The 26,588-nt window shown below is 64.7% G+C and carries 11 protein-coding genes; 6 read left to right on the top strand and 5 right to left on the bottom strand.

The features are described from left to right. Nucleotides 1-133: 133 nt before the first annotated feature. Nucleotides 134-3,496, bottom strand: coding sequence for a GH92 family glycosyl hydrolase (locus BM338_RS01245; RefSeq protein WP_090448970.1), 3,363 nt, complete (start codon nt 3,494-3,496; stop codon nt 134-136). Between the two features lie 317 nt (nt 3,497-3,813). Here BM338_RS01245 and BM338_RS01240 point away from each other — a divergent pair, with 317 nt between their 5' ends. Further along, nucleotides 3,814-5,286 carry an MFS transporter gene (locus BM338_RS01240; RefSeq protein WP_090448969.1) on the top strand — a complete coding sequence of 491 codons (1,473 nt, stop codon included), beginning with the start codon at nt 3,814-3,816 and terminating at the stop codon, nt 5,284-5,286. Between the two features lie 476 nt (nt 5,287-5,762). Here BM338_RS01240 and BM338_RS01235 read toward each other — a convergent pair whose 3' ends face one another. From BM338_RS01235 to BM338_RS01220, 4 genes are all read right to left on the bottom strand, one after another. Beyond that, nucleotides 5,763-9,509 (bottom strand): translocation/assembly module TamB domain-containing protein, encoded by a 3,747-nt coding sequence (locus BM338_RS01235; RefSeq protein WP_090450042.1) that lies wholly within the window; start codon nt 9,507-9,509, stop codon nt 5,763-5,765. A 26-nt stretch (nt 9,510-9,535) separates the two neighbouring features. After that, complete coding sequence (locus BM338_RS01230) at nt 9,536-11,320, bottom strand: autotransporter assembly complex protein TamA (protein WP_090448968.1); 1,785 nt, start codon at nt 11,318-11,320, stop codon at nt 9,536-9,538. Nucleotides 11,321-11,755: 435 nt separating this feature from the next. Next, on the bottom strand, nt 11,756-14,302 hold the full coding sequence (locus BM338_RS01225; protein ID WP_255367208.1) for a glycosyltransferase family 2 protein: 2,547 nt from the start codon (nt 14,300-14,302) through the stop codon (nt 11,756-11,758). Nucleotides 14,303-14,525: 223 nt separating this feature from the next. Beyond that, complete coding sequence (locus tag BM338_RS01220) at nt 14,526-14,993, bottom strand: Dps family protein (RefSeq protein ID WP_090448966.1); 468 nt, start codon at nt 14,991-14,993, stop codon at nt 14,526-14,528. Between the two features lie 141 nt (nt 14,994-15,134). Here BM338_RS01220 and hrpA point away from each other — a divergent pair, with 141 nt between their 5' ends. The 5 genes from hrpA to mrcB all read left to right on the top strand — a co-directional run bounded on the left by hrpA (nt 15,135) and on the right by mrcB (nt 26,586). Continuing rightward, nucleotides 15,135-19,184, top strand: coding sequence for an ATP-dependent RNA helicase HrpA (hrpA, locus tag BM338_RS01215; protein ID WP_090450041.1), 4,050 nt, complete (start codon nt 15,135-15,137; stop codon nt 19,182-19,184). A gap of 167 nt (nt 19,185-19,351) precedes the next feature. After that, complete coding sequence (locus BM338_RS01210; RefSeq protein WP_255367150.1) at nt 19,352-21,487, top strand: RelA/SpoT family protein; 2,136 nt, start codon at nt 19,352-19,354, stop codon at nt 21,485-21,487. A 74-nt stretch (nt 21,488-21,561) separates the two neighbouring features. Beyond that, nucleotides 21,562-23,274 carry a tetratricopeptide repeat protein gene (locus BM338_RS01205; protein WP_090448964.1) on the top strand — a complete coding sequence of 571 codons (1,713 nt, stop codon included), beginning with the start codon at nt 21,562-21,564 and terminating at the stop codon, nt 23,272-23,274. A gap of 13 nt (nt 23,275-23,287) precedes the next feature. Then, on the top strand, nt 23,288-24,130 hold the full coding sequence (locus tag BM338_RS01200) for an NAD(P)H-binding protein (protein WP_090448963.1): 843 nt from the start codon (nt 23,288-23,290) through the stop codon (nt 24,128-24,130). 128 nt (nt 24,131-24,258) lie between these two features. Continuing rightward, nucleotides 24,259-26,586 (top strand): penicillin-binding protein 1B, encoded by a 2,328-nt coding sequence (gene mrcB, locus BM338_RS01195; RefSeq protein ID WP_090448962.1) that lies wholly within the window; start codon nt 24,259-24,261, stop codon nt 26,584-26,586. The last annotated feature ends 2 nt before the right edge of the window (nt 26,587-26,588 follow it).

Here is a 26,588-nt window from a genome sequence, read left to right as displayed (position 1 = left end):
ATCGACTTTCAAGTTCGTCATCCCGGCTTTCGCCGGAATGACGGGCGTTGAGAGGTTATTCGAGGTTCCCTTGAGCGTTACGCGTAAGCGGACCGGCACAAGCCGTGCCGGTCCGGTGATTGCATCTGGCGACTCAACGCCCGCCGATAAGCTCAATCTCCGCCAGCGCCGCACCGGGCTTCGCTGCCTTGCCGAAGCGCAGGCGGTAGTAGCTGTAATCGCCTGGCTTCGCCACGCCGAACACGCGCGTCTGGCGTGGCCACGGGAAGCGCTCGCCGTGGCGCGTATCGAGCGTTACCCAGCGCTTGCCGTCGCTTGAGGCTTCGAGTGACCAGTTTTCTGGCGCGGGCTGGCTGGCGGCGGAGGTGAGGGTGTACATGGCGACATGCTGTGCGCCCGGTGCATGCCAGGTCACGGTGGCGCCGGCGTCGGGAAGACTAGCTTCTGTACTGGCGTCGTTGTCGAACAATGCGGCGAGATGGTCGATGGCGGGTTCGCTGCGCAGTTCGCCTTGTCCGCCATCGGTGAGGTCGCGCGGTGGCTGGGGGGGGCCGTGTCTGGTGAGTGAGTCGGGCAGGGCGGCGGCATCGCTGGCCCAGGTGGAGGGTTGCGGCCCCATGTCGAAGTCCAGCGTGGCACCTTGCGCCAGCAGCGCGTGCGGCAGGGTCAGCCGGTTCCACGGTTTGCCGTTGACGCGAAGGCTCTGCACGTAGCGGTTGCGGTCGCTGACATTCGGCGCGTTGACCACGATGTGTTTGCCGCTGTCGAGGCGGATATCCATGTGCGGGTAGTAGGGTGCGCCGATGACGTATTCCGGCGTGCCCATGCGCAGCGGGTAGAAGCCGGCCGCGCTGAACAGGTACCAGGCGGACATCTCGCCGTTGTCCTCATCACCTGGGTAGCCCTGGCCGATCTCGCTACCGATGTACAGGCGCGAGAGCGCGTCGCGTACTTTGTCCTGGGTTTTCCAGGGCTGGCCGGCGTAGGCGTACATGTAGATGATGTGGTGCGAAGGCTGGTTGCTGTGGCCGTATTGGCCCATGCGCACGTCGCGGGCTTCGAGCATTTCGTGGATGGGTTCACCGTAGCCGCCGACATGGAATTCGCCGGGTGTGGCGAAGAACTGGTCGAGCTTGGCGGCCAATGCGTCGCGGCCGCCGTACAGCGCGGCGAGGCCGGCGCCGTCGTGCGGTGCGTGGAAGGCCATATTCCACGCGTTGGTCTCGGTGTAGTCGTCGCCCCAGCGCAGCGGATCGAAGTTTTCCTTGGTATAGCGCCAGTGTCCTTGCGCGTCGCGGCCGACGAAGAAACCGACGTCGCGGTCGAACAGGTTGGTGTAGCCCTGCGCGCGGCCGTGGTAGTAGGCCGCGTCATCGGCGTAGTGCGCACGATACGGATCGCTGGCGTCGCCTTGTTTGGCCAATGCGGCGGCGAGGTTGCCGATGGCGAAGTCGTTGATATAGCCGTCCATCGACCAGGACAGGCCTTCAGTCACGGCAGTATCCACATAGCCATTGAACACGGAGCGCTGCAGGCCTTTGCGTCCCGCGCCAGCGATCGGGCTTGCCACCGAGGCATCCTTCAATGCGGCCTGATAGAAGCTCTTCACGTCGAAGTTATGCACGCCTTTGAGCCAGGCATCGGCGAAAGCGACATCGGCGCTGGTGCCGACCATCAGATCGGCGTAGCCCGGCGATGACCAGCGCGCGATCCAGCCGCCGTCGCGGTATTCCTGCACAAAGCCGTCGATCATCTCACCGGCCTGCTTCGGCACCAGCAGGCTGTAGGCCGGCCACGCGGTGCGGTAGGTATCCCAGAAGCCGTTGTTGACGTAGACCTTGCCATCTACGACGCGCGCGCCGGTATGGGTGGCCGTGTCGGTGCCGGTAGGAGCGGAGAAGGGACTGGCGTAGCGGTAGGTGGGCTGTTCTTTAGTGCCGGTGTTCTCGTATGCCGAGTTCGGGTACAGGAACAGGCGATAGAGGTTGGAATAAAGCGTGGTCAGTTCGCTGCGGTTGGCACCCTGCACGCTGACGATACCGAGCTGTTCGTCCCAGCGTTTTTGCGCACGTTCGTGCACGTCATCGAAGCTGTCGCTGGGGGCGATTTCCATTGCCAGGTTGCGTTGCGCCTGCTCCACGCTGATCAGCGAGGTGGCAATGCGCAGCGTGACGGTCTTGTTCTTCGAGGTGTCGAAACCAAGCCAGGCGGCGACATGGTCGCGGCCTTCGCCGCTCAGGCGTCCGCTCTCGCTGACCGGTTGATCCAGCATGGCGTAGAAGAACAGGCGCGTGGCGCCGGTGGAAAGGCGGCTCTTGACGTCGGAGTAGCCGCTGAAACTGCGTCCCGCAGGATCGAGCGTGATGCCGCCCTGGTCGTTGCGGTTGTCGAACACCAGCTGCGAGCGCGCATTGGGAAAGGTGAAGCGGAACATCGCGGCGTGATCGGTCGGCGCTATCTCACTGACGATGCCGTTGTCGAAGCGCAGCTTGTAGTAGTCCGCGCGGGCGGTTTCGTTGGCGTGGGTGAAGCTCAGCGCGCGCTTTGCCCGGTTGGCGCTAGGCGCGCCGCTGGCGATGCTGGCTGGCATCAGCTGGAAGGTCTGGCGGTCGCCCATCCATGGACTGGGTTCGTGCGAGAGCGTGAAGGCTTCGATGCGCGGCCGGTTATCGGCACCGTTGCGTTGCTGGTACTGGTACATCCAGTCGGAGCCCGCATCCGTCACTGGTGTCCAGAAGTTGAAGCCGTGTGGCAGGGCAGTGGCGGGGATGTTGTTGCCACGCGAGAACCTGGCGTTGGAGTTGGTGCCGCGGCGGGTGTCGACGTAGTCGCTGGGGCGTGCGTGTTCCGGCTCGGTCGCGACGTCACCGATACGCAGATCGTCCAGATAGCCTTCCACCGAGGCCGCCGGGCCATCCTGTACCAGCAGGATGCGCTTGATGGTGCGGCCTGCCGCGACACGGCCGAGATCGATGGCGAGGTAGTTCCATTGATCGGGATACAGCGTGCGGCTTTCGCCCAGGGCGCGTGCGCTGGCGGCGATGTGATGCTGGTCGGCTGCCTGGCGTGTGGAGAGGCGGCTGCCATCGTCGAAGAGCAGATCGATAGCGGCGTAGGTGGATGGATTGCGTAGATCGCTGGCGTTGGAGCTGGGGAACAGCACGTAGGAGAGCTGGGTGTGTTCGGTCACCGGGATGGTTACGTCGAACACCCCGGCCTCCTGCGGCTTGCCGGCGTTGCCGCGGTAGTGCAGCGCATGCAGGCCAGTGAAGCCAACGCCGGGTTTGGCGGTGAGCGCGGCGGCTTCGCCCGGGCCGCCGGCCACTTGCAGGGTCAGCGAGCCGTGGCTTGAAGCCAGCGGCGCCGGTTCGCCGGGTTCGAAGGAGCGGAAGAACGCGCTGTCCTGTGCGGCATGGGCGCCTGGCAGGGCAAGCAGCAAGGCCCAGAGCAGATGGCGCTTGCCTTGCGCCGCGATGGATCGAAGCCGGTAATGCATTCGCCACTCCCCTTGAATGAGCGCGCCCGCCGGCCGGCGGCGGGTGCGTAAGGGTCCGATTTAAATCGTTCTAAATTTGCAGTGTCAACCCGCAACGCAGCATGGCTGGCATGGTCAACAGGGCTATCTTCACGAGTAATGTCGATTCCGGTCCGGCCGATTCGACGCACCGATGTAGGAGCCCACCCTGTGGGCAAGACGGCCCGAAAGGGCTGCGCTCCGTAACGTTTTGGACGAAATCAGCCCTGCTTTGCAGGGCGTTCGCCCACAGGGTGGGCTCCTACAAAAGAGGGACTTACATCACTAGAGAGCGATCCATGACGAGCGATTCCATTCAAATTCCCGCGACCGCCAGCGAACCCCACCGCGACCGCCGCTGGGTAGCGTTGCTGGTGTTATGCATGGGCGTACTGATGATCGTGCTGGACACGACCATCGTGAACGTCGCGCTGCCTTCGATCAAAACCGATCTGAAGTTCTCCGACACGGCGCTGGCGTGGGTGGTGAACGCTTACATGCTGACCTATGGCGGCTTCCTGTTGCTGGGTGGGCGGCTGGGCGATCTGTATGGGCATCGCCGTTTCTTTTTGCTCGGCATTGCGCTGTTTACGCTAGCGTCGCTGGCGTGCGGTTTGTCGCAGACACAGGGTTTTCTGATTGCCGCGCGTGCGGTGCAGGGGCTGGGCGGTGCGGTGACCACGGCGGTGGCGCTGTCGCTGATCATGGATTTGTTCACCGAGGCGGCGGATCGCGCCAAGGCGATGGGTATCTACGGCTTTGTCTGTGCCGGCGGCGGCAGTCTCGGCGCGATGCTGGGTGGCGTGCTCACCAGCAGCCTGACCTGGCATTGGGTGTTTCTGGTCAATCTGCCGATTGGTATTGCGGTGATCATCTTCGCGCCGCGCCTGTTGCCGGCGTCGTCGGAATCCACGGCGACGAGGCATCTGGATGTGGCTGGCGCGATCACGGTGACGGCGGCGCTGATGCTGGCGGTGTATGCGATCGTCAACGGCAATGAGTACGGCTGGACCTCGACACGCACGTTGGGCGAACTCGTCGTGGCTGTGGTGTTGCTGGGGTCGTTCCTGTTGATCGAGTCACGTGTGCACAAGCCGCTGATGCCGCTGCGCATGTTCCGGCTGCGCAATGTGGCGGTGTCGAACGTTGTCGGTGTGTTGTGGGCGGCGGCGATGTTCGCGTGGTTCTTTCTTTCCGCGCTGTATATGCAATTGGTGCTGGGCTATGGGCCGCTGGAAGTGGGGCTGGCCTTTTTGCCGGCCAACCTGATCATGGCGGTGTTCTCGCTGGGTATCTCGGCCAAGATGGTGATGCGTTTCGGCATCCGCCGTCCGATGGCGGTGGGGTTGCTGCTAGCGGCACTGGGCCTGTTGTTGTTTGCGCGCGCGCCGCTGGATGGCCATTTCGTGATCGACATCATGCCCGGCATGATCTTGCTTGGACTCGGTGCGGGCGCGGCGCTCAACCCGGTGTTGCTGGCGGCGATGAGCGATGTGGGGCCGTCGGAGTCGGGGCTTGCTTCGGGGTTGGTCAATACGGCTTTCATGATGGGTGGCGCGCTGGGGCTGGCGATTCTTGCGAGTCTGGCGGCGTTGCGTACGGAGGGGATGGTGTTGGCTGGGCATGAGTTGAACGCTGCATTGCTTGCTGGTTATCGGGCGGCGTTTTTGGTGGGGGCTTGCTTTGCGGCGCTGGGGGCGGTGCTTGGGGCGGTGTTGTTGCGGACGCGTAGTCCGGAAGCGGATGTAGAAGCGGCGGCGTCCACTTCTTGATGACATGACATCGGTGAGGTGGGTGTTTTGCTCCCTCTCCCTCCGGGAGCGGGTTAGGTTCTTGCGATACCCCTACCTACTCGTCATCCCTGCGTAGGCAGGGATCCAGTGGCGTTGTCGCTCGGTTGCCGCGTCTGCGTGCCCTGGCTCGCTTGCCGCGGGCTTCCGAACCGCTGCCGCGGTCCGGGTCACTTTCTCTTTGCTGGCCCAAAGAGAAAGTAACCAAAGAGAAATGGCCTGAAGAGCAGGCGGTGGGCTCTGTAGCTATGCATCTTCCAGTGTCGGGCGTCGGGATAATTTTCTTCCGGCCCGTTCGTCTATCTCTCAGCGACACGCAACCAGCCCCCTCTCCCCTCCGGGGAGAGGGTTGGGGTGAGGGTGGGTGCTCGGGATAGCGTTGCTACTTCAGCGCTCCGCGCTGAGTGAGTTCGAAGCGCGCTGTATCTCGTTGCACGCGGCGCCGAGAGCAATACCGCTTATTTCTCGATGCGGTAGTTGAGACTCGCGCGGCTGAAGTCGGTGGCGTTTTGGGCTTCGAAGTGCCAGCGGTTGCTGAGGCGGTAGCGCAGGGTGATGACTTGGCCGGGCTCGAACAGGCCGACGCCGTAGCTGAGGTAGAGGCGCGGTGAGAGGAATTTGCCGACGGTGAAGGCGGAGGTGCCGCCGAGGGCTTCGTTGCTGGAGACGCCGACGTCGTCGAGGCCGATCTTGGAGCCGATGCTCTTGGCGAGGAAGTCGCCGGCGGCGGAGCCCAATGCCTGTGCGGCGGCACTGACGGCGCTGCCTTCGCCGCCTTTCGCTTGCGACAGCGGTTTGCCGGTGATCAGGTAGGAGAGTGCGTCGGATTGCTCCATTACCGGGTTGGAGTAGACGGTGAGCACGGGGCGCTGCGCGGTGCCGGAGACGTAGAGGCCGACTTTCTGGCCTTCGTCGATGGTGGCGTTGGGGTTGAGTTTGCGCGCGGCGCGGATGTCGAGGCCGGGGTTGTCGATGGGCGTGCTGGCGAACAGTAGGCGGCCTTGCTCGATCTGCAGGCTCTGGCCGTAAGCCTTGTAGATGCCGTCGACGGTGATCTGGCCCTGGCCGGTGGTGGTGCGGCCGGGGCGTTCGGTGACGGTGAGGATGCCGCTCAGGCGGCCGTCGAGGCCAAGGCCGACCAGATGTGTCTTGCGGCCGAGATCCACTTTCACTTGTGCGGTGATGGGCAGGCTCTTGGCCTGTTCCTGCGCCTGTGCCTGATCGACGATGACGACATCTGACGACGCTTTGGTGGCGCCGCCGCCGGGGAGTTTGGAGACATCCACATCGGCTCTGTCCAGCGTCACGCTACCGCCGACGTTGATGCCTTTGTCGTCCTGGGTGAGTTGCAGGTCGGGGGAGATGATGACCTTGGCGGCGGGAATATCCGCGGCGGTGAACTGGCTGCCTTTGAAGGTGAGCTCGCTGCGCGCGTCTTGGCCGATGCCGGCGTAGCCGCCGATCTGCAGCGTGCCCTTGCCGGACTGCACACTGCCACTGATCAGGAACTGTTGTGCGTTGGTGGTGCTGACCACCAGCTTGCCCTGGCTCAGCTTGAGGCCGGCGACGGGCACTTCCGCTGCGAAGCCGTTGACGTTGGCCTGGCCGGCGACCGACGGTTGCTTGAGCGTGCCGCCGAAACGGAATTGGCCATCGATGCCGCCTTTCACGTTGGCGATTTCGTTGGTGAACAACTCGATGAAGGCGAGGTTGTTGAGGCGCAGTTCCAGCTGGCCGTCCAGCGCCTGCTGTGCGCCAGTGATACCGATCTGGCCGTCCAGACGGCCGTTGTCGTTGAGGTTGGCGCGCAGGGTCGCGCGCTGGCTGCTGGGGCTCAGTTCGGCTTGCAGGGCCAGATCGTTGTAGGCGAGCAGGGGGCGGTCGGGGTGCTCGACATAGGTCACGGTGCCGCGGGGGGAGGTGATCGACGCGGTGCCGCTGAGTGCACCGGCGGCGTTGCGGCGGATCTGGCCGCTGCCGCCGAGCGTGCCATCGGCGCGCATCGGCAGGCCGGAGGAACTGGCGAGCGTCATCAGCAGCGCCAGCGGCAGGTCGCGCAGGCGATAGTTGGCGTCGAGATTGCCGGCCTTGTCCTGCTTGGCGGCCAGGCATAGTTGCGGCTCGCCAGCGCTCAGGCACAGCTCGGAAAGATTCATCGCGCCGTCGTTGTAGCCGAGCTGCGCCGGTTGCTGCAGCCGCCAGCGCGGCAGGCCTTGCGGTTCCAGATCGAGCGTGGAGAGCGTGCCGTTCCAGGCGGAACCCTTCAAAGCGCCGTTGAGCGCGAGTTGAGTAGACAGCTCGGTGCCCTTGGCCTGCAGGCTCAGGCTGTGGCGCGCCGCGGTGCCATCGCCGCGCAGATCGATGCGCTGGAAGGTGAGGCCGCCCAGGTTGGCGTGGCCGGTTTCGAGATCGAGCTTGCCGCCGGGGTTGCTGAGATCGGGCACGTCCGCGATGAGGTGCAGGCTATCGATCTTCTGGTCGGCGTAGACGACGCCCTGGCCCTGCAGGTTGCCGTTGAGCGAAAGCTTGGGCTGCTTGCCGCGCAGGCGGAACTCGCCATTGAGGCGGCCTTGCGCATCCGGCAACCAGTCGCCGAGCGAGGCGATGGCGAGGGTGAGGTCGATGTCGTTGGTGCTGCCCGGCTTCGCCGCGATCTTCACGGTGCTGCCGCCGGACGCAAGATCGAGCTTGCCGTCGATCACCTGCTGCGGGGTGAGATGCAGCTTGCCTTCGCCGCGTACCTGGCGATCGCGTAGGCGGCCGGCGAGCTTGCGGATCTCGATGGTGGCGTCCGGCTGGTCCTTGGGCAGGGTGCCGGCGGTGGTGATGTCGAAATCCAGCGCGCCGTTCCAGCCAGCGAGGAGCTGGCCGGGGTCGAGCTTGTTGGCGGTGGCGTTGAGCTGCCAGGCCAGCGCGGGTTGCAGGGTCAGTGTGCCCTTGGCCTGCACGTTGCCCTGCGCTTGCTTGAGTTCCAGCGTGTGCAGGGTAATCAGCTTCTGCGTGCCATCGAGGTTCAACGCGAGCTTGGCGAGTTTGCCGGGCGGCCCGACATCGACATCGCCTTCGGCATGGAAGGCCTCAGCGCTTCCGCGCGCTTTCAGGCTGCCGCGGCTGGCGAGGTCCTGGCCGACCAGCGAGGCGGGCAGGGCGAGATCCTTCCACTGGATCTGCAAATCGCCGCTGACCGGTTGCGCGCCGAGCTGCACGATACCGCTCGCTTCGACGGTGCCCTTGATCTGCGGCGAGCCGAGCGTGAGCTGTTCGAGATTCAGGGTTTTGAAGTCGTCGCTGAAATGCGCGCGCAACGGTTTGAGCTGGAGCTGATAGTCGTTGAGGTCGACTTGTCCGTTGAGCGTGCCGCCGCGGCGATCGCCACTGCCTTGCAGATCGAGGCCGAGCGCATGCAGCGAGCTGTCACCTAGCAAAGGCTTGGGATCGAAGCGCAGCGCATCGAGTTTCGCAGTCCACGCATAGTCGCCGCCTTGCGCCACGGTGAGCGTGAGCTGCGTGGCCATCGGTTGGGTGAGCTTGAGCTCGGTCTTTACGTGCTTTCCGTCACCGTGCGCTTCGAGGCTGCCGGCGTATTCCACACCGGCGACCTTCCAGCTGAAACCGGCGGCGCCGTCGCCTTGTTCGCCCGCTTCGATGGCGAGCGTGCCGGTAAGGTCGGCGTGGCCGTCGGGCGCGCGCAGCATCAGCTTGCGCAGCTCGATGCCCTTGCTGGTCCACTGGCCGGCGAGATCGAGGCTGTCGGAAGCGAACAAGGGCTGGCCAGCTTGGGCGATGCGCACGGTGCCGACGTGCGCCTGGTTGATCATGAAATCCAGCGGTGGCTTGAGCGAGAAGCTGCTCTGGGTGGCGGGCTCTTCCTTCGACTTGGGCAAGGCAACGTCGACGCCATCTATCTGCAGGTCGAGCACATGCAGGCGTTTGCGCAGGAGCGGCCACACGCGGAAATCGAGCCGCGCGCTGGCGACTTTCGCGTCGAGGCCCTCGCCATTCGCGTAACGCACGCCAGTGAGTTGCAGTGGGCCGATCAAGCGTCCCTGTGCCTGTTGAACGCTGAGCGCGCCGTGGGTGATCTGTTCGGCGCGGGCAAGGGCGAAGCGCAGGCCGCTGGCGCTGCCGAGCAGCCACCACAAGACAGCCACCGCGAGCAGCAGCAACACGCCAAGAACGATTGCGATGCGCTTGACCCACTTCAACATGACGGTTCCCGATGCTCCCTGCGTCATAGATCCGGCCCGATCACCAGATGCAGTTCCACGCCGTGCTTGTCCTTGTCATGGATCGGCGTGCCCACGTCCACCCGGATCATGCCCACCGGCGATAGCCAGCGTACGCCGAGGCCGGCGCCGACGCGCGGACGGTAATCCACGCCGCTGAATGCATTGCCTGCGTCGACGAAGGCAGCCATGCCCCAGTTCTTGGTGAAGTAGTGCTCCACCTCGGTGCTTGCGACCAGCAGGCTTTTGCCGCCGATCACGCGGCCAAAACTGTTCTTCGGGCCGATCGACTGGAAACTGTAGCCACGCACTGAGCGGTCGCCGCCGGCGAAGAAGCGCAGCTGCGGTGGCAGTGCGTCGAAATTGTCGGTCCAGGTATAGCCGGCACTGCCACGCAAAATCAGGCGGTCGCGACGTGTGAAGGCATGGATCCATTTTGCGTCGGCGGCGAGCTGGCTGAAGCTGGCGTCGGACAGCAGCGTGCCCACTGTGCTGCGCGCATAAATATCGATCGACCAGCCGTTGCGCACGAAGGTCGGGTTGTCGGCTTTTTTGCGCGACAGCGAGGCTTCCGGATAGAGCAGCGTGCTGCGGCCGTGTTCCAGGCCCTGGGCATTGTCCTTCTCGCCGCTTTGCTTGCCGACGGTAAATGTGCCGGAGAGCGCGTGCAGGCCGATGGTGCGGGTCCAGCCATGCCATAGCCGGGTTTCATTGGCGACCAGTTCCAGTGTGCGCGACTGCGAGGTGGTGGTGTTGGCGTCGCGGTAGTTGGCACCGAAGTTGAAGCTGCGCTGGTTGTCGCCGGGCATCGGAATCGAATACAGCGTGGACAGCGTTTTCAGGCGCTGCGCCAGCACGATCTCGTTCTTCCATTTGTGGCCGCGGCGGTTGATCCAGCGGCGCTCCATGCCAGCACGCAAGCCCACACCGGTGTCAGTGCCGATAAAGGGGCCGCCGGTGTAGATGGTGCGCTTGGCTGGTGCCAGCTGCACCGTCACGTCGATTACGCCCTCTTTCGCTTCATCGATATCAGGCAGCACATTGACCACCGAAAAATAGTCGGCGCCGTTGAGTGCCTGCTGCAGTTGGAGCAACTGATCCTGCGAAAAATAGTCGCCGGACTTGAAGGGCACGTAGCGATCGAGAAAGCCTTCGCGGAATTGCGAGCCTTCGAAATGGATCTGGCCGTAGCGGTAGCGCTGGCCGGCTTCCCACGCCAGTTTGATCGCGGCGCTGTGCTCCCCGCGATTCACTTCCACGCGGCGGGTGACCAGACGGGCATTGAGAAAACCGTTAGCGGTAAGCGCGGAACTCAGCGCGTCGCGCGCGGCATCGTAGGTGCCGTCGTTGAGCTGCTGATCCTTGAGCCGCTCGATCGCGCGCTTGGCGCGGCGAATGCCGGGAATGTCCGCGGCCTGCTTGTCCAGCGCGATATCGACCGAGGTGATCAGCACCGGCTCGCCGGGCGTGATGTGCAGCGTGACACGCCAATCCGTGCCGACCTGTTCGATGCGCCCGATCGCGCTCGCGTCGTAGAAACCGTAGGGCGCCAGCACGGCTTTGACCTGATCCGGCGCACGTTCGTACAGACGCTGCACCTGTGCTTCGCTGACCTCGCGTGTGGCGTATTGGGACAGCTCGAGGCCCGCGATTACCGGCCCTTTGAGCGTGTCGTCGACGCCATCCACCACCAGCTGCACACCGGCATGCGCGAGTGTGGTGAGCAACAGCAAGGGCAGGGCGAGCAAGCCCAGGCGTCGGCGAAGGCAACGCTGACTACGTATCGCCATCTTCACCCGCCCTGTCTGTTCGCAGGCCGCAGGACCGTCGGCGAAGGCAGACCGGTGGTCTGTCGAGACGGCGGGCCGAAGGTATGCGGACAGACAGGGCGGGCCCCGCGTATAAAATTTAAGGATGGGGTGATGCCTGGAAGGCTCGCAGGCGTTGCCGCGCGGCTTGCCAAGACAGCCAGTCTTCTCTGCGCCACGCAGCAACGCCTGCGAGCCTTCCAGGCATCATGACGATGGCGATACGTAGTCAGCGTTGCCTTAGGGCGCATGCACAGGTTCCATCCAATGAGGCGGCGGGCGAACGCATCACCCAGGTCCGAGCTTAACGGGTGAAAGCTGGACCGCAAATGGACGGAGGTAGTTCTCGGAATATGCCGAAGAGGTGTTTGGGGCTCTTTAGTTCGTCATTCCGGCGCGGGCCGGAATGACGAACACTCAGCCCGCCTTGTCACCGGCCTTATGCGCAATCCATGCGCCAATCACGGCCGATACATACGGAATCGCCTGCGCCGACAGGATGAACATCCACAACTTGCCTTCGATGTACTGCGTACCGAAGCTCATGGCCATGCCGGTAACACACAGCGTCAGCGCGCAGGCCATCAGCAGTTCCTCGCGCACCGGTGCGAAGGCGGCGAAATTGCTGCCGCCGAGGCGACGGCTCTTAGCGGTCACTACGAACGAGGTCTTCTCGCGCGTGAGGCCATGCAGGATGCCGCGCGCAATGGCGTGCGACAGGCCCATGCTGGCGAGCGAGGCCATCAGCGTGTCGTACCAACTGCAGGGAACGCGGGCGCGATACAGCACGATGCCGAAGATCGCCTTGGCGAAGAAGAAGCCAATCACCGGGATCAGGAACAGCTGCATCGGCAGGTTGAACAGATTCGGCGCCGCGATCATGCCGGCGGTCCAGAAGATCGCCATCAGGGTGAAGATCAAATGCAGCGCATCGGCGAACCAGCTGAACCAGCCGGTGAGGAAGTGGAAGCGCTGGCCGGCGGAGAGCGGGCCCTTCTTGGTCATCCAGTCCCAGCGACCCTTGAGGATCTGCATGGCACCGAAGGCCCAGCGGTAGCGCTGGCTCTTGTACGCCTTGAAGTCGGCCGGGGTGAGGCCCTTGCCCATCAGTTCGTCGACGTAGACCAGCTCGTAGCCGGCGTGCATCAGGCGCAGGCCGAGCTCGGCGTCTTCGCAAATGGTCCATTCTGACCAGCCGCCAGTGCCTTCCAGCGCCGAGCGGCGCACCATGGTCATGGTGCCGTGCTGGATGATGGCGTTGCGCTCGTTGCGGTGATGCATGCCGATGCGGAAGAAGCCGTCGTATTCCCACGCGGTCATGCGGCGGAAACGGTTGTGCTCGAATTCGCGATGCGCCTGCGGGCACTGCACCACGGCCACCTTCGGGTCGTGGAAGTGGCCGGTGAGGGTGGACAGCCAGTCGGAACGCACTTCGTAGTCGGCGTCGATCACCGCCACCACGTCCGCGCTCGGGTCGGTTTCCTGTAGGCCGAAGTTCAGCGCGCCGGCCTTGAAGCCAGGCCATGGTTCCAGATGGAAGAAGCGGAAGCGGCTGCCCAGCTTCTCGCAATACTCCTGCACCGGTTTCCAGACGGCCGGATCCTTGGTGTTGTTATCGATCACCAAGACTTCGTAGTTCTCATAGTCGAGCGCGGCAAGCGAGTCGAGCGTGACGATGACCATCTCCGGCGGCTCGTTGTAACAAGCCAGGTGGATGGACACGAACGGCTGCTTGGCCGGCGGGTCGGGGCGCAGCATGCCGGCCTGGCGCACCCAGCCGCGGCGCCACAGCACCTCGGTGAACTCGAAACCGTTGATCAGCAGGATGGCGAGGATCGCGATCTGGGCCGGGAACAGCAGCACCAGCATGGTCCAGTCGATCCAGCTCAGGTAGAAATTGAAGGGCAGCGTGGCCGACCACACGATCAGGCCGCAGGCCAGCTGGATCAGCGCGGCGAAGAAGAAGCGGCCCATCAGCTTGAAGCGCGCGTAGCGGCGCGCGAACCAGATCATCGGCAGCAGCGCCAGCAGGCTGGCGGCCAGTGCCTTCCACGGCCAGCCGGTGTCTTCGGTCACCGGGCCTTTGAACGGGAACTTCGGCTGGCGATCGGCATTGAACATGCCCCAGTAGGCTTCGGTGCGGCCGGAAAGCTTCTCTTTCCACGGCTGGTCGAAGGCCTCCATCACGTAGTAGTCGATCTTGCGTTTCTTAGCTTCGTTGAACCATGTGCGCAGGAAGATCGCTTCGTTCGACACCGACGGGTCGGCGTATTTGAAGCGGTCGCCGTTGGATGGCCAGCCGATTTCGCCGATCACGATGTGCTTGTTGGGGAACATCTTCTGCAGCGTTTCGTAGCTGCCCATCGCGTCGTCCAGCGCCGGAAACGCTTGTCGCCCCCGGCCGGGACCGGTCACGGGAATACCGTTCCAATAGGGGAACAGATGGACGGTAATGAAATCGACATGGTCGGCCAGTTCCGGGTACTTGGCCCAGATGTGCCAGGGCTCGGCGATCGACACCGGTTGTTTCAGCGCCGCGCGGGCGCGGTCGGCATAGGCCATCAGCTGTTCCGGCGGGATGTCGTTGCGGAACAGCACCTCGTTGCCCACGATCACGCGGGTGATCGAGTTGGGGTAGCGGCGCGCCTGGGCGATCAGCGCCTGCAGTTCCAGCTCGTTATTGTCCAGGCGCCTGTCGATCCAGGCGCCGGCCAGGACGTCCAGGTCTTCCTTTTCCGCCAGGCGATAGGCCTGTGCGTTCTGCAGCATTGAATAGGTGCGGATACGCGGGGTGTAGCGGCTGATCAGCTTGAGGTCGCCCTCGATCTCATCTTCGCTGGGGAAATCGTTCTTCAGCGGGTTCTGGTAGCGCTGGAAGGCGGAGAGCGCGAAGCCGCCGATCGGGCCTTTCCAGTCTTCCGGGCCGTGCGGCAGGTTGCTCCACCACCACAGGCCAATGTTCATCGCGGCCACGATCAGCGCGAGCAGGATGGCTGCAAGCAGCGGGTGCCGGCTGTGGTGGGTGGCTGCTGCTGTGTCGCTCAAGAACGATCCCCGTGGTTGCCTCTCAATACGAGGCCCTAAAGCTCGAGGAGCTTACCGATGCACAGCGGCCGGCTCAACAAAAGCCGGCCGCTGTGGTCAGCGCGAGGTCAGGCCGGAAGCGTGTTCCGGCGCTGGTTGACGGTCACTTGAGCAGCGAGCGGAGCATCCAGGCAGTCTTCTCGTGTTCCTTGAGGCGGCCGGTGACCATGTCTGCGGTGCCTTCGTCGCCGGCGCCATCGGCGACTTTGATGGTCTCGCGGGCGGTGTGAGCGGCAATCTCATGGCCCTCGACCAGCTGCCCGACCATGTCTTTCCAGTCCGGCACGCCGACTTCTTCCTTGATGGTGGTGAGTTTGCCGAATTGGCTGTAGGAGCCGGGGGCGAACACATCGAGGGTGCGGATGCGCTCGGCAATCTCGTCAGCGGCCAGCCACAGCTCGTTGTACTGGGTCTCGAACATGGTATGCAGGCTGTTGAACTGCGGGCCGGTGATGTTCCAGTGGAAGCTGTGGGTCTTCAGGTACAGGGAATAGGTATCGGCCAGCAGCTTGGACAGGTGCTTGGCGACCTGTTCGCGATCCTTTTTGGCGATGCCGATGGAAATGGCCATGCGAGTTCTCCTTAATCCTGAGCTTGTGGGGGCTGTCGACGAGCTTAGCGGCCTGTGATGTTAGGAAGAAATGAATCCTTCCGATGTCGCCGATAGTCACAAGCTATCGGCCCGCCGGCAGCGGTTATCATGTGCGGTCCGATGAGCGACACACCTGCCACCCGCCCCCTCAGACCCGATGCCCGCCTGCGCACCCTGCGCCAGGCGCTGGACGGGGTTGCCAGCCGTGATTTCGGCCGCCTGCTGGGCCGCTGGCGCGGTCTGTCGCGTCGTCCCGACGATAAAAAGCTGGAGGCGCTGGCTGCCGATATCGAGCGCTCTGCGGCTATCCGTCGCGCCCGCGCCGCCGCCAAGCCGGCGATCCGGCTGGACGAATCGCTGCCGATCACCGCGCGCGCCGACGACATCATCAAGCTGATCCGCGACAACCAGGTGGTGGTGATCGCCGGTGAGACCGGTTCGGGCAAGACCACCCAGTTGCCCAAACTGTGTCTGGCGGCCGGGCGCGGCGAGGCGGGCATGATCGGCTGCACTCAGCCGCGTCGTCTGGCCGCGCGTTCGGTGGCACGCCGCGTGGCGGAGGAGCTGGGTACGCAGCTGGGCGACCAGGTCGGCTTCCAGGTGCGCTTTACCGACCAGGTATCCGAGCGCAGCCTGATCAAGTTCATGACCGACGGCATCCTGCTCGCCGAGACGCAGGGTGATCCGTGGTTGTCGGCTTACGACACCATCATCATCGACGAGGCGCACGAGCGCAGCCTCAACATCGACTTTTTGTTGGGCTATCTGAAGCGGCTGGCGGTGAAGCGGCCCGAGCTGAAGATCATCGTGACCTCGGCGACGATCGACACCGAACGCTTCGCCGAGCATTTCGAGAGCGCGCCGGTGGTGTCGGTGGAAGGGCGCGCCTATCCGGTGGAAGTGCGCTGGCGTTCGCTGGACGAAATGGGCGCGCGCCGCGGTGGACGCGAGATGCAGCAGGGCAGTGCGGATCACATCGCCGCCGTGCTGGACGAGATCACCCATGACGATCCGCGCGGCGACGTGCTGGTGTTCCTGCCCGGCGAGCGCGAGATCCGCGATGCGCATCTGCTGCTCTCACGCCGGCAATACCGCGAGACCGAGATCCTGCCGTTGTACGCGCGGCTGTCAGCCGGCGACCAGGATCGCGTGTTCAAGCCCGGGACGAAGCGGCGTGTGGTGCTTGCCACCAACGTGGCCGAGACCTCGCTCACCGTGCCGCGCATCCGCTACGTGATCGACACCGGCAGCGCGCGCGTGAAGCGTTACAGCCAGCGCAGCCAGCTGGAGCGCCTGCATGTGGAGCCGGTCTCGCAGGCCGCCGCTGACCAGCGCAAGGGCCGCTGTGGTCGTGTGGGACCAGGCATCTGTTATCGCCTGTATGACGAGGCCGATTTCACCAGCCGCGTCGCGTATACCGATCCGGAATTGCTGCGCTCCTCACTGGCCAACGTGATTCTGCGCATGCTCTCGCTGCAACTGGGCGAGGTGGATGAGTTCCCGTTCCTGGAAGCGCCTGATCCGCGTGTGGTGGCCGATGGCTACCGCCGGCTGGCTGAAATCTCCGCCATCGATGAGCAGCGCCGGCTGACGCCGGTCGGTCGCACGCTGGCGCGTTTGCCCATTGATGTGCAGCTGGCGCGCATGCTGGTGGAGGCCGAGCGGCTGCATAGCCTGCGCGAGCTGCTGGTGATCGTGTCCTTCCTCAGCATCCAGGATCCACGCGAACGCCCGTCCGATGCGCGGCAGCAGGCGGATGCGGCACACGCGGCGTTTACCGATCCGAAATCGGATTTTGTTGGCGTGCTGAATTTGTGGCGGGAATACCACAAGGTGCACGAGGAGCTGACGCAGTCGAAGTTGCGCGACTGGTGTTCGCGCAGTTTTCTCAGCTTTATGCGCATGCGTGAGTGGCGCGAGTTGCATCGGCAGTTGTTGCTGGTGGTGCAGGAGTTGGGATGGACTCTCACTTCTCCTTCTCCCCTCGGGGGAGAAGGCCGGGAAGAGGGGGCAACCTCGCGACAACCTTCCCGCAGCGCGTCGGCGCCGGCAAAGAAGGGCCGGGATAGGCGAGGTTCTCGCGAGCACCCGCCCCTCACCCCAGCCCTCTCCCCGGAGGGGCGAGGGGGCGATGATGCTGAGCGCTTGTATGAGTCCGTACACCGCAGTTTGCTTGCGGGTTTGCCTACGCAAATTGGGCATAAGGACGAGAAAGGCGTTTATCGCAGCACGCGCGAGCGTCGTTTCCAGGTGTTCCCTGGCTCGGCCTTGGCCAAGGTGCCGCCGAACTGGGTCTTCGCCGCGCAGATCCTGGATGTGGGTGGCAAGGTGTGGGGCATGATGTGCGCCCGCATCGAGCCGCTATGGGTCGAACAGCAGGCGGCGCATCTGTTGCGCTCCACGTGCCGCGATGCGCATTGGTCGCGCAAGCGCGGCACGGTGGTGGCTTACGAGCAGGTCAGTCTGTTTGGCCTCACTCTGGTCGAGCGGCGGCCGGTGACGTTCCAGCAGCAGGACCCAGTGCTGGCGCACGAGATCTTTTTGCGCGAAGCCTTGGCGCGGTGCGATATCGATACGCGTGCGGATTTTGTGCGTGCCAACCAGCGGGTGCTGGAGGACGCGCACGGTATCGAGGCCAAGCAGCGCCGCGAGGGGTTGATTCGTCACGAGGACGAGCTGGTCGGTTTCTTCGAAGGCAAGCTGCCGCAGGACATCGCTAGCAGCCGCGCACTGGATGCATGGTATCGCCATGCGCGCCCCGCCGAGCAGGCGGCGTTGCGCTGGTCGATTGACGATGTGATGGCGGGCGGGGCGGGACTCGATCCGAAGGCCTTTCCCACAGCGATGGATACTCCGCCGCAGCGTTACCGCCTGGAATATCGCTTTGTGCCCGGCGACGAAGCGGATGGCGTGACCCTGCATCTGCCGTTGGCGATGTTGAACGCGTTGCCGTCGGCGCGTTGCGAATGGCTGGTGCCGGGGCTGCTGGGCGAAAAGGTGGCCGAGCTGATCCGTGGTTTGCCAAAGGCGCTGCGCCGCAACTTTGTGCCCGCACCGGATTTTGCGCGCGCCTTTGTAGAGGCAGAAGCGCCGCGTGATGAATCGTTGACCAAGGCACTCGCCGCATTCCTCAAGCGCGCTACTGGCGTAGAGATTGGCGCTGGCGAGTTCGACGCAGCGGCTTTGTCCGTCCATTTCGCCATGCGTTATCGCCTGCATGACGAGAATGGCCGCACCCTGGCGACAGGACGCGATCTCACCGCGCTGCGCGGCCAGTGGGAAGGGCAGGCGCGCGAAGCGTTCTCGCGCAAGACCGATATTGAGCTCACCCGCGAGGACGTCACCAGTTGGGACTTCGAGGACATCCCCGCTCAGGTGCGGTCCGAGGGCGGGCTGATGGCTTTCCCGGCGCTGGTCGATCTGGGCGAGGCCGTCGCGCTTCGTGTGTTCGAGCGCAGCGACGAGGCGCGCGAAGCGCATCGCCTGGGCGTGATTCGTCTGTTGCGCAATGCCATCGCCACCGACATGAAGCAGGCGCGGCGCCGTTTGCCCATCGCCAATCCGCTGGCGCTGAAGTACGCGCCGCTCGGCAGTGTGGACGGCTTGCGCGAAGACTTGGTGGAAGGCGGCTTCGCCGACCTGCTGGAGCGCTACGAACTCAACGTACGTACGGCCGGCGCTTTCGAGGCATTGCGCACGCAGGCCGCGCGCGAGTTGTTCGCGGCGGCGGTGGAGCGCCTGAAGCTGGCCGAACCCACGATCGAGGCGCAGGCGGAATTGAAGCCGTGGCTGGAACCGCCGCTGATCGGTTTCGCGCGTGCCAGCTACGACGATTTGCGCGAGCAGCTGGACGGCCTGCTCACGCCAGGCTTCCTGCGCGAGTTGTCGACGTCTCGCCTGGCGCACTTCCCGCGCTACCTTAAGGCGATGCGTCTGCGCGCGGAGCGCCTGCGCCAGGACCCGGCCAAGGATCAGCAGCGCATGCTGCAAGTGCTGCCGTATTGGCGCGAGTACCTCAAGCATCGCGCCGCCGGCACCGAGCCGGAGGCGCTGGCCGAGCTGCGCTGGCTGATCGAGGAATGGCGCGTGTCGCTGTTCGCGCAGGAGCTGAAGACAGCCGAGCCGGTATCGGCCAAGCGACTGGCACGCGCCCTGGAAGCGTTGTTGTAGGAGCGCACCCTGTGCGCGAAAGCGGTCCGCCAGGACCACGCTCTTGCTGTTTGTAAAGCAGCGGCCCGTCAGGGCCGCTTTCGCGCACAGGGTGCGCTCCTACAGCGAGCGCAAGCACGGTGCCTCGCAGTACTAGAATGGCTGCACCGCCGAGGATGGAACGCTTCGTGGTTCAGGCCGCTCCCACCGCACAATCCAGTCTGGCCCTGTGGCTCAGCCGCTCGGGCTCCGTGTCGCCGTTGCTTGTGCAGGCGCTGGACGCCTGTGCCGGACGCCCGGTGCATCAGGCCGAGTGCGTGGACGTGCTCGACCTGCTCGGCATGCTGGGTTGCGATGCGCAGACACAGGCCGCGGCGCTGTGGTTCGAACTGGCGCGGGTCGATCCGGCGTTCTGGGCAGAGCGTGAAAGTGCGTCGCCCGCTGAGCTGCAACGACTGGTTGCGGGCCAGCTGGCGGCGGAGAAGGTGTGGGCGCTGCACGCGCAGCAGGCGCCGGAGAGCGGTGCGGAAGGTCTGCGCCGTCTGTTGCTGGCGATCATCCGCGACCTGCGCGTGGTGTTCATCCTGCTGGCACGTCAGCTGGCGCGCATGCGCGCGGCTGGTGCCTTGCCGGAATCTGAGCGGCAGGCGGTGGCGCGGCTGACCCGCGACATCCATGCGCCACTCGCCAATCGCCTTGGTATCTGGCAATTGAAGTGGGAGCTGGAGGATCTGGCGTTCCGCTACCTGCAGCCGGATACCTATCGCCGCATCGCGCGCCTGCTCGACGAGCGGCGCACCGATCGCGAGGAGTTCATCCGCGATTCGCTGGCGGAGCTGAAGCGCTCGCTGGACGCAGCGGGCATTCGCGCTGACCTGGCCGGACGCCCCAAGCACATCTACTCCATCTGGAAAAAGATGCAGCGCAAGGAGCTCGAGTTCTCCGATCTCTATGACATCCGCGCGATACGTGTGCTGGTGGACAGCGTGGCCGACTGCTACGGCGCACTGGGCGTGGTGCATTCGCTGTGGCCGCATCTGCCGGGTGAGTTCGACGACTACATTGCGCGCCCCAAGGGCAACGACTACCGCTCGCTGCATACGGCGGTGATCGGGCCGCACGGCAAAACGCTTGAAGTACAGATTCGCACGCACGAGATGCATCGCATCAACGAGCTGGGCGTGGCTGCGCACTGGCGCTACAAGGAAGGCGGCAGCGGCGATAGCGAGTTCGAGGCCAAGATCGCCTGGATGCGTCGCCTGCTCGAACCGAAGACGGACGGCGAGAGCGACCTGGCCGCCGAGCTGCATACCGAGTTGATGGAAGATCGCGTCTACGTGCTCACCCCTCGGGGCGAGGTGGTGGACATGCCGCGTGGCGCCACCGTGCTGGACTTCGCCTACCACGTGCATACCGAAGTAGGGCATCGCTGCCGCGGTGCCAAGGTCAACGGGCGCATTGTGCCGCTGACGTTCCAGCCGCACAGTGGCGACCGCATCGAGATTCTTACCGCCAAGACGGCGGAGCCGAGCCGCGACTGGCTGTCAGCGCATCACGGTTACCTCCATACCTCTCGCGCCCGGGAAAAGGTGCGTACCTGGTTCCGACGTAGTGCGCACGACGCCAATCTCGCCGCGGGGCGTGCGATGTTCGAGCGCGAGCTCAAGCGCCTGGCGCTGCCGGCGGCGGATACGGGCAAGCTGCCCGCGCACTTCCACCTCAAGCAGTTGGACGACGTGTTGGTGGCGCTGGCGCTTGGGGAAATTACGCCCGGCCAGATCGCACGTGCGCTGCAGGAAACCGAAACGCCATCGGCGGAGATGACCCAGTCATCCTTCCCGGTGGCGTCGCGGCATAGCACGCTGGATCACAGCGCGCTGCGGATCGAAGGCGTGGGCAACCTGCTCACCACCCTGGCGCGTTGCTGCCAGCCGTTACCCGGCGACACAGTTCGCGGCTTTGTGACGCGCGGTCGCGGCGTGTCGGTGCATCGTGCCGACTGCGTCAGCCTGGCGCGGCTGGCCAAGCGCGACCCGGATCGCGTGATCGAGGTGGAGTGGGGCAAGGCCAATGCGCAGGCCTATGAGGTAGATGTCGAACTGCACGGCTACGACCGCAAGGGCCTGCAGAAGGACGTCACCAGCGTGATCAGCAACTCCGGCACCCACATCATCGCCTCGTCCAGCCGGGTGTTTACCCGTACTGGCGAAGTGGAGATGCGCTTCACCCTGCGCGTACGCGACTACGAACAGCTTTCCACCCTGTTGGGGCGCCTGGTGGCGCTGCCGAACGTGGTGGAGGCGCGTCGCGTCAGTGGCGGCTGAACGCAGGAGCTTTCGACCCCAGGCTATACATGGCGCGATGCTAAGCTGGCTTGATTGATCTCAATGTGTGGACTATGAACGGACGCAAAGACCAGCACGAACACGGCCCGCACGGGCGCACGGAACCGACCCTGGGTGATATCGATCATCTGGATGCGCCGGCGCCATCGTCGTCGGGTCCAGATGACGGCCTGCCCAAGGTCACGCTGGATCCGGAGCGCCGCCGCCCGTTGGGGTCGTCCGCTTCGCGCACATCGCGCACATCGTCTGGCAAGCGCGGCTGGCTGTGGCCGCTGCTGTTGCTGGTGGTCATCGGGCTGGGCGTGACGTTCTGGCTGCAACAGGATCGCCTGCGCGGGCTGATACCCAACACAGAACTCAATGACGTACTCGGCCGTGCCGAACAGTCGCTGCAGGATGGACGTCTGGACGGCACTGACGGCAGCAGCGCGCGCGAATTGTTCGAGGCCGCACGTGCGCTGGAACCGGACAACGACCGTGCCCGCGACGGCCTGCGCAAGGTCGGCCTGGCCGAAGTGGCGCGTGCCGATGCCGCGCTCAATGCCGGCCAGGTCGATCAGGCCGAGCAGGCCACCAACAGCGCACGCGAGCTGCTTGGAGGCGGCAGTGACGTTGACCGTCTCACCCAGGCGATCGCGAAGGCACGCGGCGCCAGTGTGGAAACGGGTGCGTTGGTCGACCAGGCCCAGCAGGCCATGACCGACGGCAAGCCCGAAGAAGCCGGCAATCTCTATAAGCGCGTACTCGCCGCCGATCCGGGCAACGCGGTGGCGCAGCATGGCCTGGACAAAGTCGGTGATGCACTCGCCGTGCAGGCACGCAAAGCCATCGAAAGCGGCGACCGGGCCGCGGCCAGCACCAGCGTCGACCGACTGGGCGCCTTGTTGCCGAACTACGGCGAGCTGCCTTCGCTGCGTGCCGCCCTGGTGCAGGACCAGAAAGCCGACAACGGCGAACTCGCCGATGCGCTCAAGCAAGGCCAGGAAGCGTTGCGCGCCGGCCATATCACCGGTGCCGGTGACGATACCGCGCTGGCGCGTTTCAAGGTGGCGCTCGCGATCGATCACGATAACGCCGACGCCAAGGCCGGGTTGGGCCAGGTCGCGCAGGCGCTGATCGTGCAGGCGAGTGCGGCGATGGACAGTGGCGATAACGCCCAGGCCAGCAAGTTGCTCGACCAGGCCGCCGAGTTGGCGCCCAAGTCGGCAGAGCTGCTGGCTGCTCGCGCACACCTCGCCGACTCGGCCAAGCGCGCCAACACAGCGCCGCGGAATGTGTCAGGTGAGGCGCCGGTGGCCGAAGAAGCTCCCGCTGCAATCACGCCACAACAGAGTGCTGACCTGGCGCGCATGATCCAGCGCGCGGACGCCGCGGCACGGCATGGCGACATCATGTTGCCGCCCGGCGAGAGTGCCTATGACCTGTATCGCGGCGCGCTGGCCATCGACGGCAACAGCGAAGCCGCACGGCGTGGTTTGCAGGCCCTGCCTGGGTTGGTCACCAGCCAGTTCAATCAGGCGCTGGCCAACGGCAATCTCGCGCAGGCCGGCGAGCGCTTGTCGGATCTGGGCGATCTCGCGCCGGGTGAAGCGGGGCAGGCGGAATTGCGCCAGCGTCTGGCGGGTGCATGGATGGATCAGGCGGAACAACAGCTGGCCCGTGGCGATCGCGCCAATGCGACGCAGGCGTTGAATCGCGCACGCAAACTGGCACCGGACAATCCGCGCCTTTCCGTGATCGCCGCGCATCTCCAGGCCGGCGGCTGAGTCGGGTTGTTGCATGAGTGTTCTTGTCTTTGGTGCCAGTAGCCAGATCGGCCATTTCCTGCTGCCGCGATTGCATGCGCGCGGTGACACGGTATTCGCCGTCAGCCGACAGATACGGTCGCCGCAAGACGGCGTGACCTGGCTGCAGGGTGATTTGCCGCATGTCGTTCCGCCGTCGCAGCCGCTCACCTCGATCATCAGTTTTGGCCCGTTGCAAGGGCTGGCGGATTGGCTGGGACAGGCTGCGATCCAGGGCCGTCCGCATGTGATCGCTACCAGCTCGATGAGCGCTGAGAGCAAACGGCAGTCTGAAGTGCCGGCCGAACGTGCGCTGTCACAGCACCTGCGTGATGCGGAAGCGGCACTGGCGGTGGCCTGCGAACGACGCGGCTACACCTGGACGGTGTTCCGTCCCACGTTGGTGTACGGCGCCGGCCTCGACAAAAATCTGTCGCCGATTGCGCGGCGTGCCAGTCGTACCAAGGTCTTTCCACTCCCAGCTGGGCGTGGTCTGCGTCAGCCGGTGCACGCGGACGATATCGCCCAGGCTGCCGTCGCAGCGCTGGTGACTCCCGATGCCATGGGCAGAATTCTTTCCATCGGCGGCGGTGAACGTCTGACGGCGGGTGAGATGTTCGCCCGTGTGCGTCGCAGCCTGCCGATGGCGACTTTGCCGGTGCCGCTGCCGGCTTGGCTATTGAAGCTGGGACGTCATGCGGCGCCGCATCTGCGTGGTCCGCTCAGCCGGCTGGAGGGTGATCTGATCGCCGACAACAGCGAGTTGCAGCGCATCCTGGGTGTGTCGCCACGTCCGTTCCGGCCCGATATGGCGAGCTGGGGTATGGACCGCCGTTGAGCGGGTGCTGTCTCTATTTCGCTCGATGACGGCCTCATTTCCGCCCCAAACCGTGGCCAGCGTTCATATGCCCGCCGGGCGGCAGGCCCTATGATCCCCGCCACACTGTTGTTCAGGATTCCTTCCCGTTGGCCTTTCTGACCCGACTCCGCTCGCTGGCAAGCGCCGCCTGGCCCTGGCTGCGCATTCCGTTCTGGATCTGCATGGGCCTGCTGTTCGGGTTCGTGCTGCCGTACACGCTGGTGCTGAACAAGCGTGTGCAGGATCGCTTCAACGATCTGGTGTTTGCAGTGCCCACGCGCATCTATGCGCGTCCGCTGCCGCTGGAGCAGGGTGCGCCGATGACGCCGGCCGCGCTGGAACTGGAGCTGACCTTTTCCGGCTATAGCAATGACGGTCATGGCCAGGTCGCTGGCAGCTGGGCCAAGGATGGTTCGACCTACATCATCTCTTCGCGCGGCTATGCCGGCCCGGACGGCGGCGAGTTGCCCAAGCGCGTTCGCGTGGCGCTGGGCAAGGGGCAGGTGAGCAGCCTGAAGGATGCGGCCACCGGCAAGGCGATCGAGCTGGCGCATGTGGACCCGGCGCGTATCGCCACCTTGTATGGCGCGCAGCAGGAAGAGCGCCGCATTGTGCGCCTCGCCGACGTGCCGCCGCTGCTGATCGGGGGCCTGCAAGCGGTGGAAGACCGTGACTTCAAGCATCACATCGGTATCGATTTCTCGGCGATCCTGCGCGCATCTTTTGCGAACCTGCGCGCCGGGCACACCGTGCAGGGCGGTTCCACGCTGACCCAGCAGCTGGTGCGCAACCTGTTTCTGGATCGCGATCAGAACTTCACGCGTAAATTCAACGAAGCGCTGATGTCGATCCTGATCGAGGCGCACTACGACAAGGGCCGCATCCTGGAGGCTTACGTCAACCAGGTGTTCCTCGGCCAGCAGGGCAGTCAGGCGGTACATGGTTTCGCCGCAGCGGCGGAGTTCTATTTCGGCCGACGCATGGAAGACCTGCGTCCGCAGGAGATGGCGCTGCTGATCGGCATGGTGAAGGGGCCAAGCTATTACGACCCGCGCCGCTATCCGGACCGCGCACTGTCGCGCCGCAATCTGGTGCTGGAGCAGTTCGCTACCACCGGGCTGCTGCCGCCGGAGCAGGCCAAGGCGGCCGAAGCGACGCCGCTGGGCATCGTCAGCAACGGTCAGTTGCCGCATAACCGCTTCCCGGCTTTCATGGAACTGGTGCGCGCGCAGATCATCAGCGACTTTGACGACGCCACGCTCAGCGCTGGCAACCTCAGCGTGTTCACCACGCTCGATCCGGCCGCGCAGCTATATACCGAGCAGGCCATCACCACCACCATGAAGAGCCTCGGCAAACGTGGCGAAGCCGCGCAGGCGGCTGGCGTGGTGACCGATGCGCAGACCGGCAGCGTGTTGGCCATCGTGGGTAGCAAGGATCCGGGCGATCAGGGCTTCAATCGCGCGATGGACGCGCGTCGCGCGATCGGCTCCACCATCAAGCCGCTGGTCTATTTGGTGGCGCTGGCGCAGCCGGAACGCTGGAACTTGGGCTCACTGATCGACGATGTGCCGGTGAGCATGCGCCAGCCTGACGGTACGCAATGGACGCCGAAGAACGACGAAGGCGATGTGCACGGCCAGGTGCCGATGGTCGATGCGCTGGTGCATTCCTGGAATCTGGCGACTATCCATCTCGGTCTCGAAGTCGGTGTGCCGCGAATCAAGGCGTTCCTGGAATCCTTCGGCCTGACCAATGTGAATCCCAGCCCGTCGCTGCTGCTTGGTGCGCAGGATCTGGCGCCGCTGCAGGTGGCCCAGCTGTACCAGTACATCGCGGCCGACGGCCATGCGCTTCCCCTGGTGGCGGTGCGCGGCGTGGTGGACAACAAAGGTCAGACCATCAAGCGTTATGAAGTGAAGACCGGCAACGGCGAGTACCAGCCGGCGGTGCGTCTGGTGACTTGGGCCATGCAGCAGGTGACGCGCTCGGGTACCGCGGCTTCAATAGGCAAATCCGGTCTCGCTTACCTCAATGCCGCCGGCAAGACCGGCACCAGCAACGACATGCGCGACAGCTGGTTCGCCGGCTTTACCGGCGATCACCTGGCGGTGTTCTGGATGGGCCGCGACGACAACAAGCCGAGCGGCCTGTATGGCGCCACCGGTAGCCTGCGCGCCTGGCAGGAGTTGTTCCGCAAACTGCCTACGCGTCCGCTGTCTGCCGCGCCGGGTGAAGGCCTGGAGATGGCGTGGATCAACCCTGCTACCGGCAAGCGCTCCGATCCGCAGTGCGAAGGCGCGCGCCAGTTGCCGGTGGTTGCCGGCTCGCTCGCGCAGGATGCGGAAGGCTGTTTCTGGCAGCGCGTACAGAATTGGTTCGGAGGCGGCGATAATGCGCCGGCTCCCACGTCCTCCTCCGCTATTCGAGATTGATC

The sequence above is a fragment of the Dyella sp. OK004 genome, assembly GCF_900114495.1.
Taxonomy (GTDB): domain Bacteria; phylum Pseudomonadota; class Gammaproteobacteria; order Xanthomonadales; family Rhodanobacteraceae; genus Dyella_D.
This window is presented reverse-complemented; position numbering and strand designations above follow the sequence as displayed.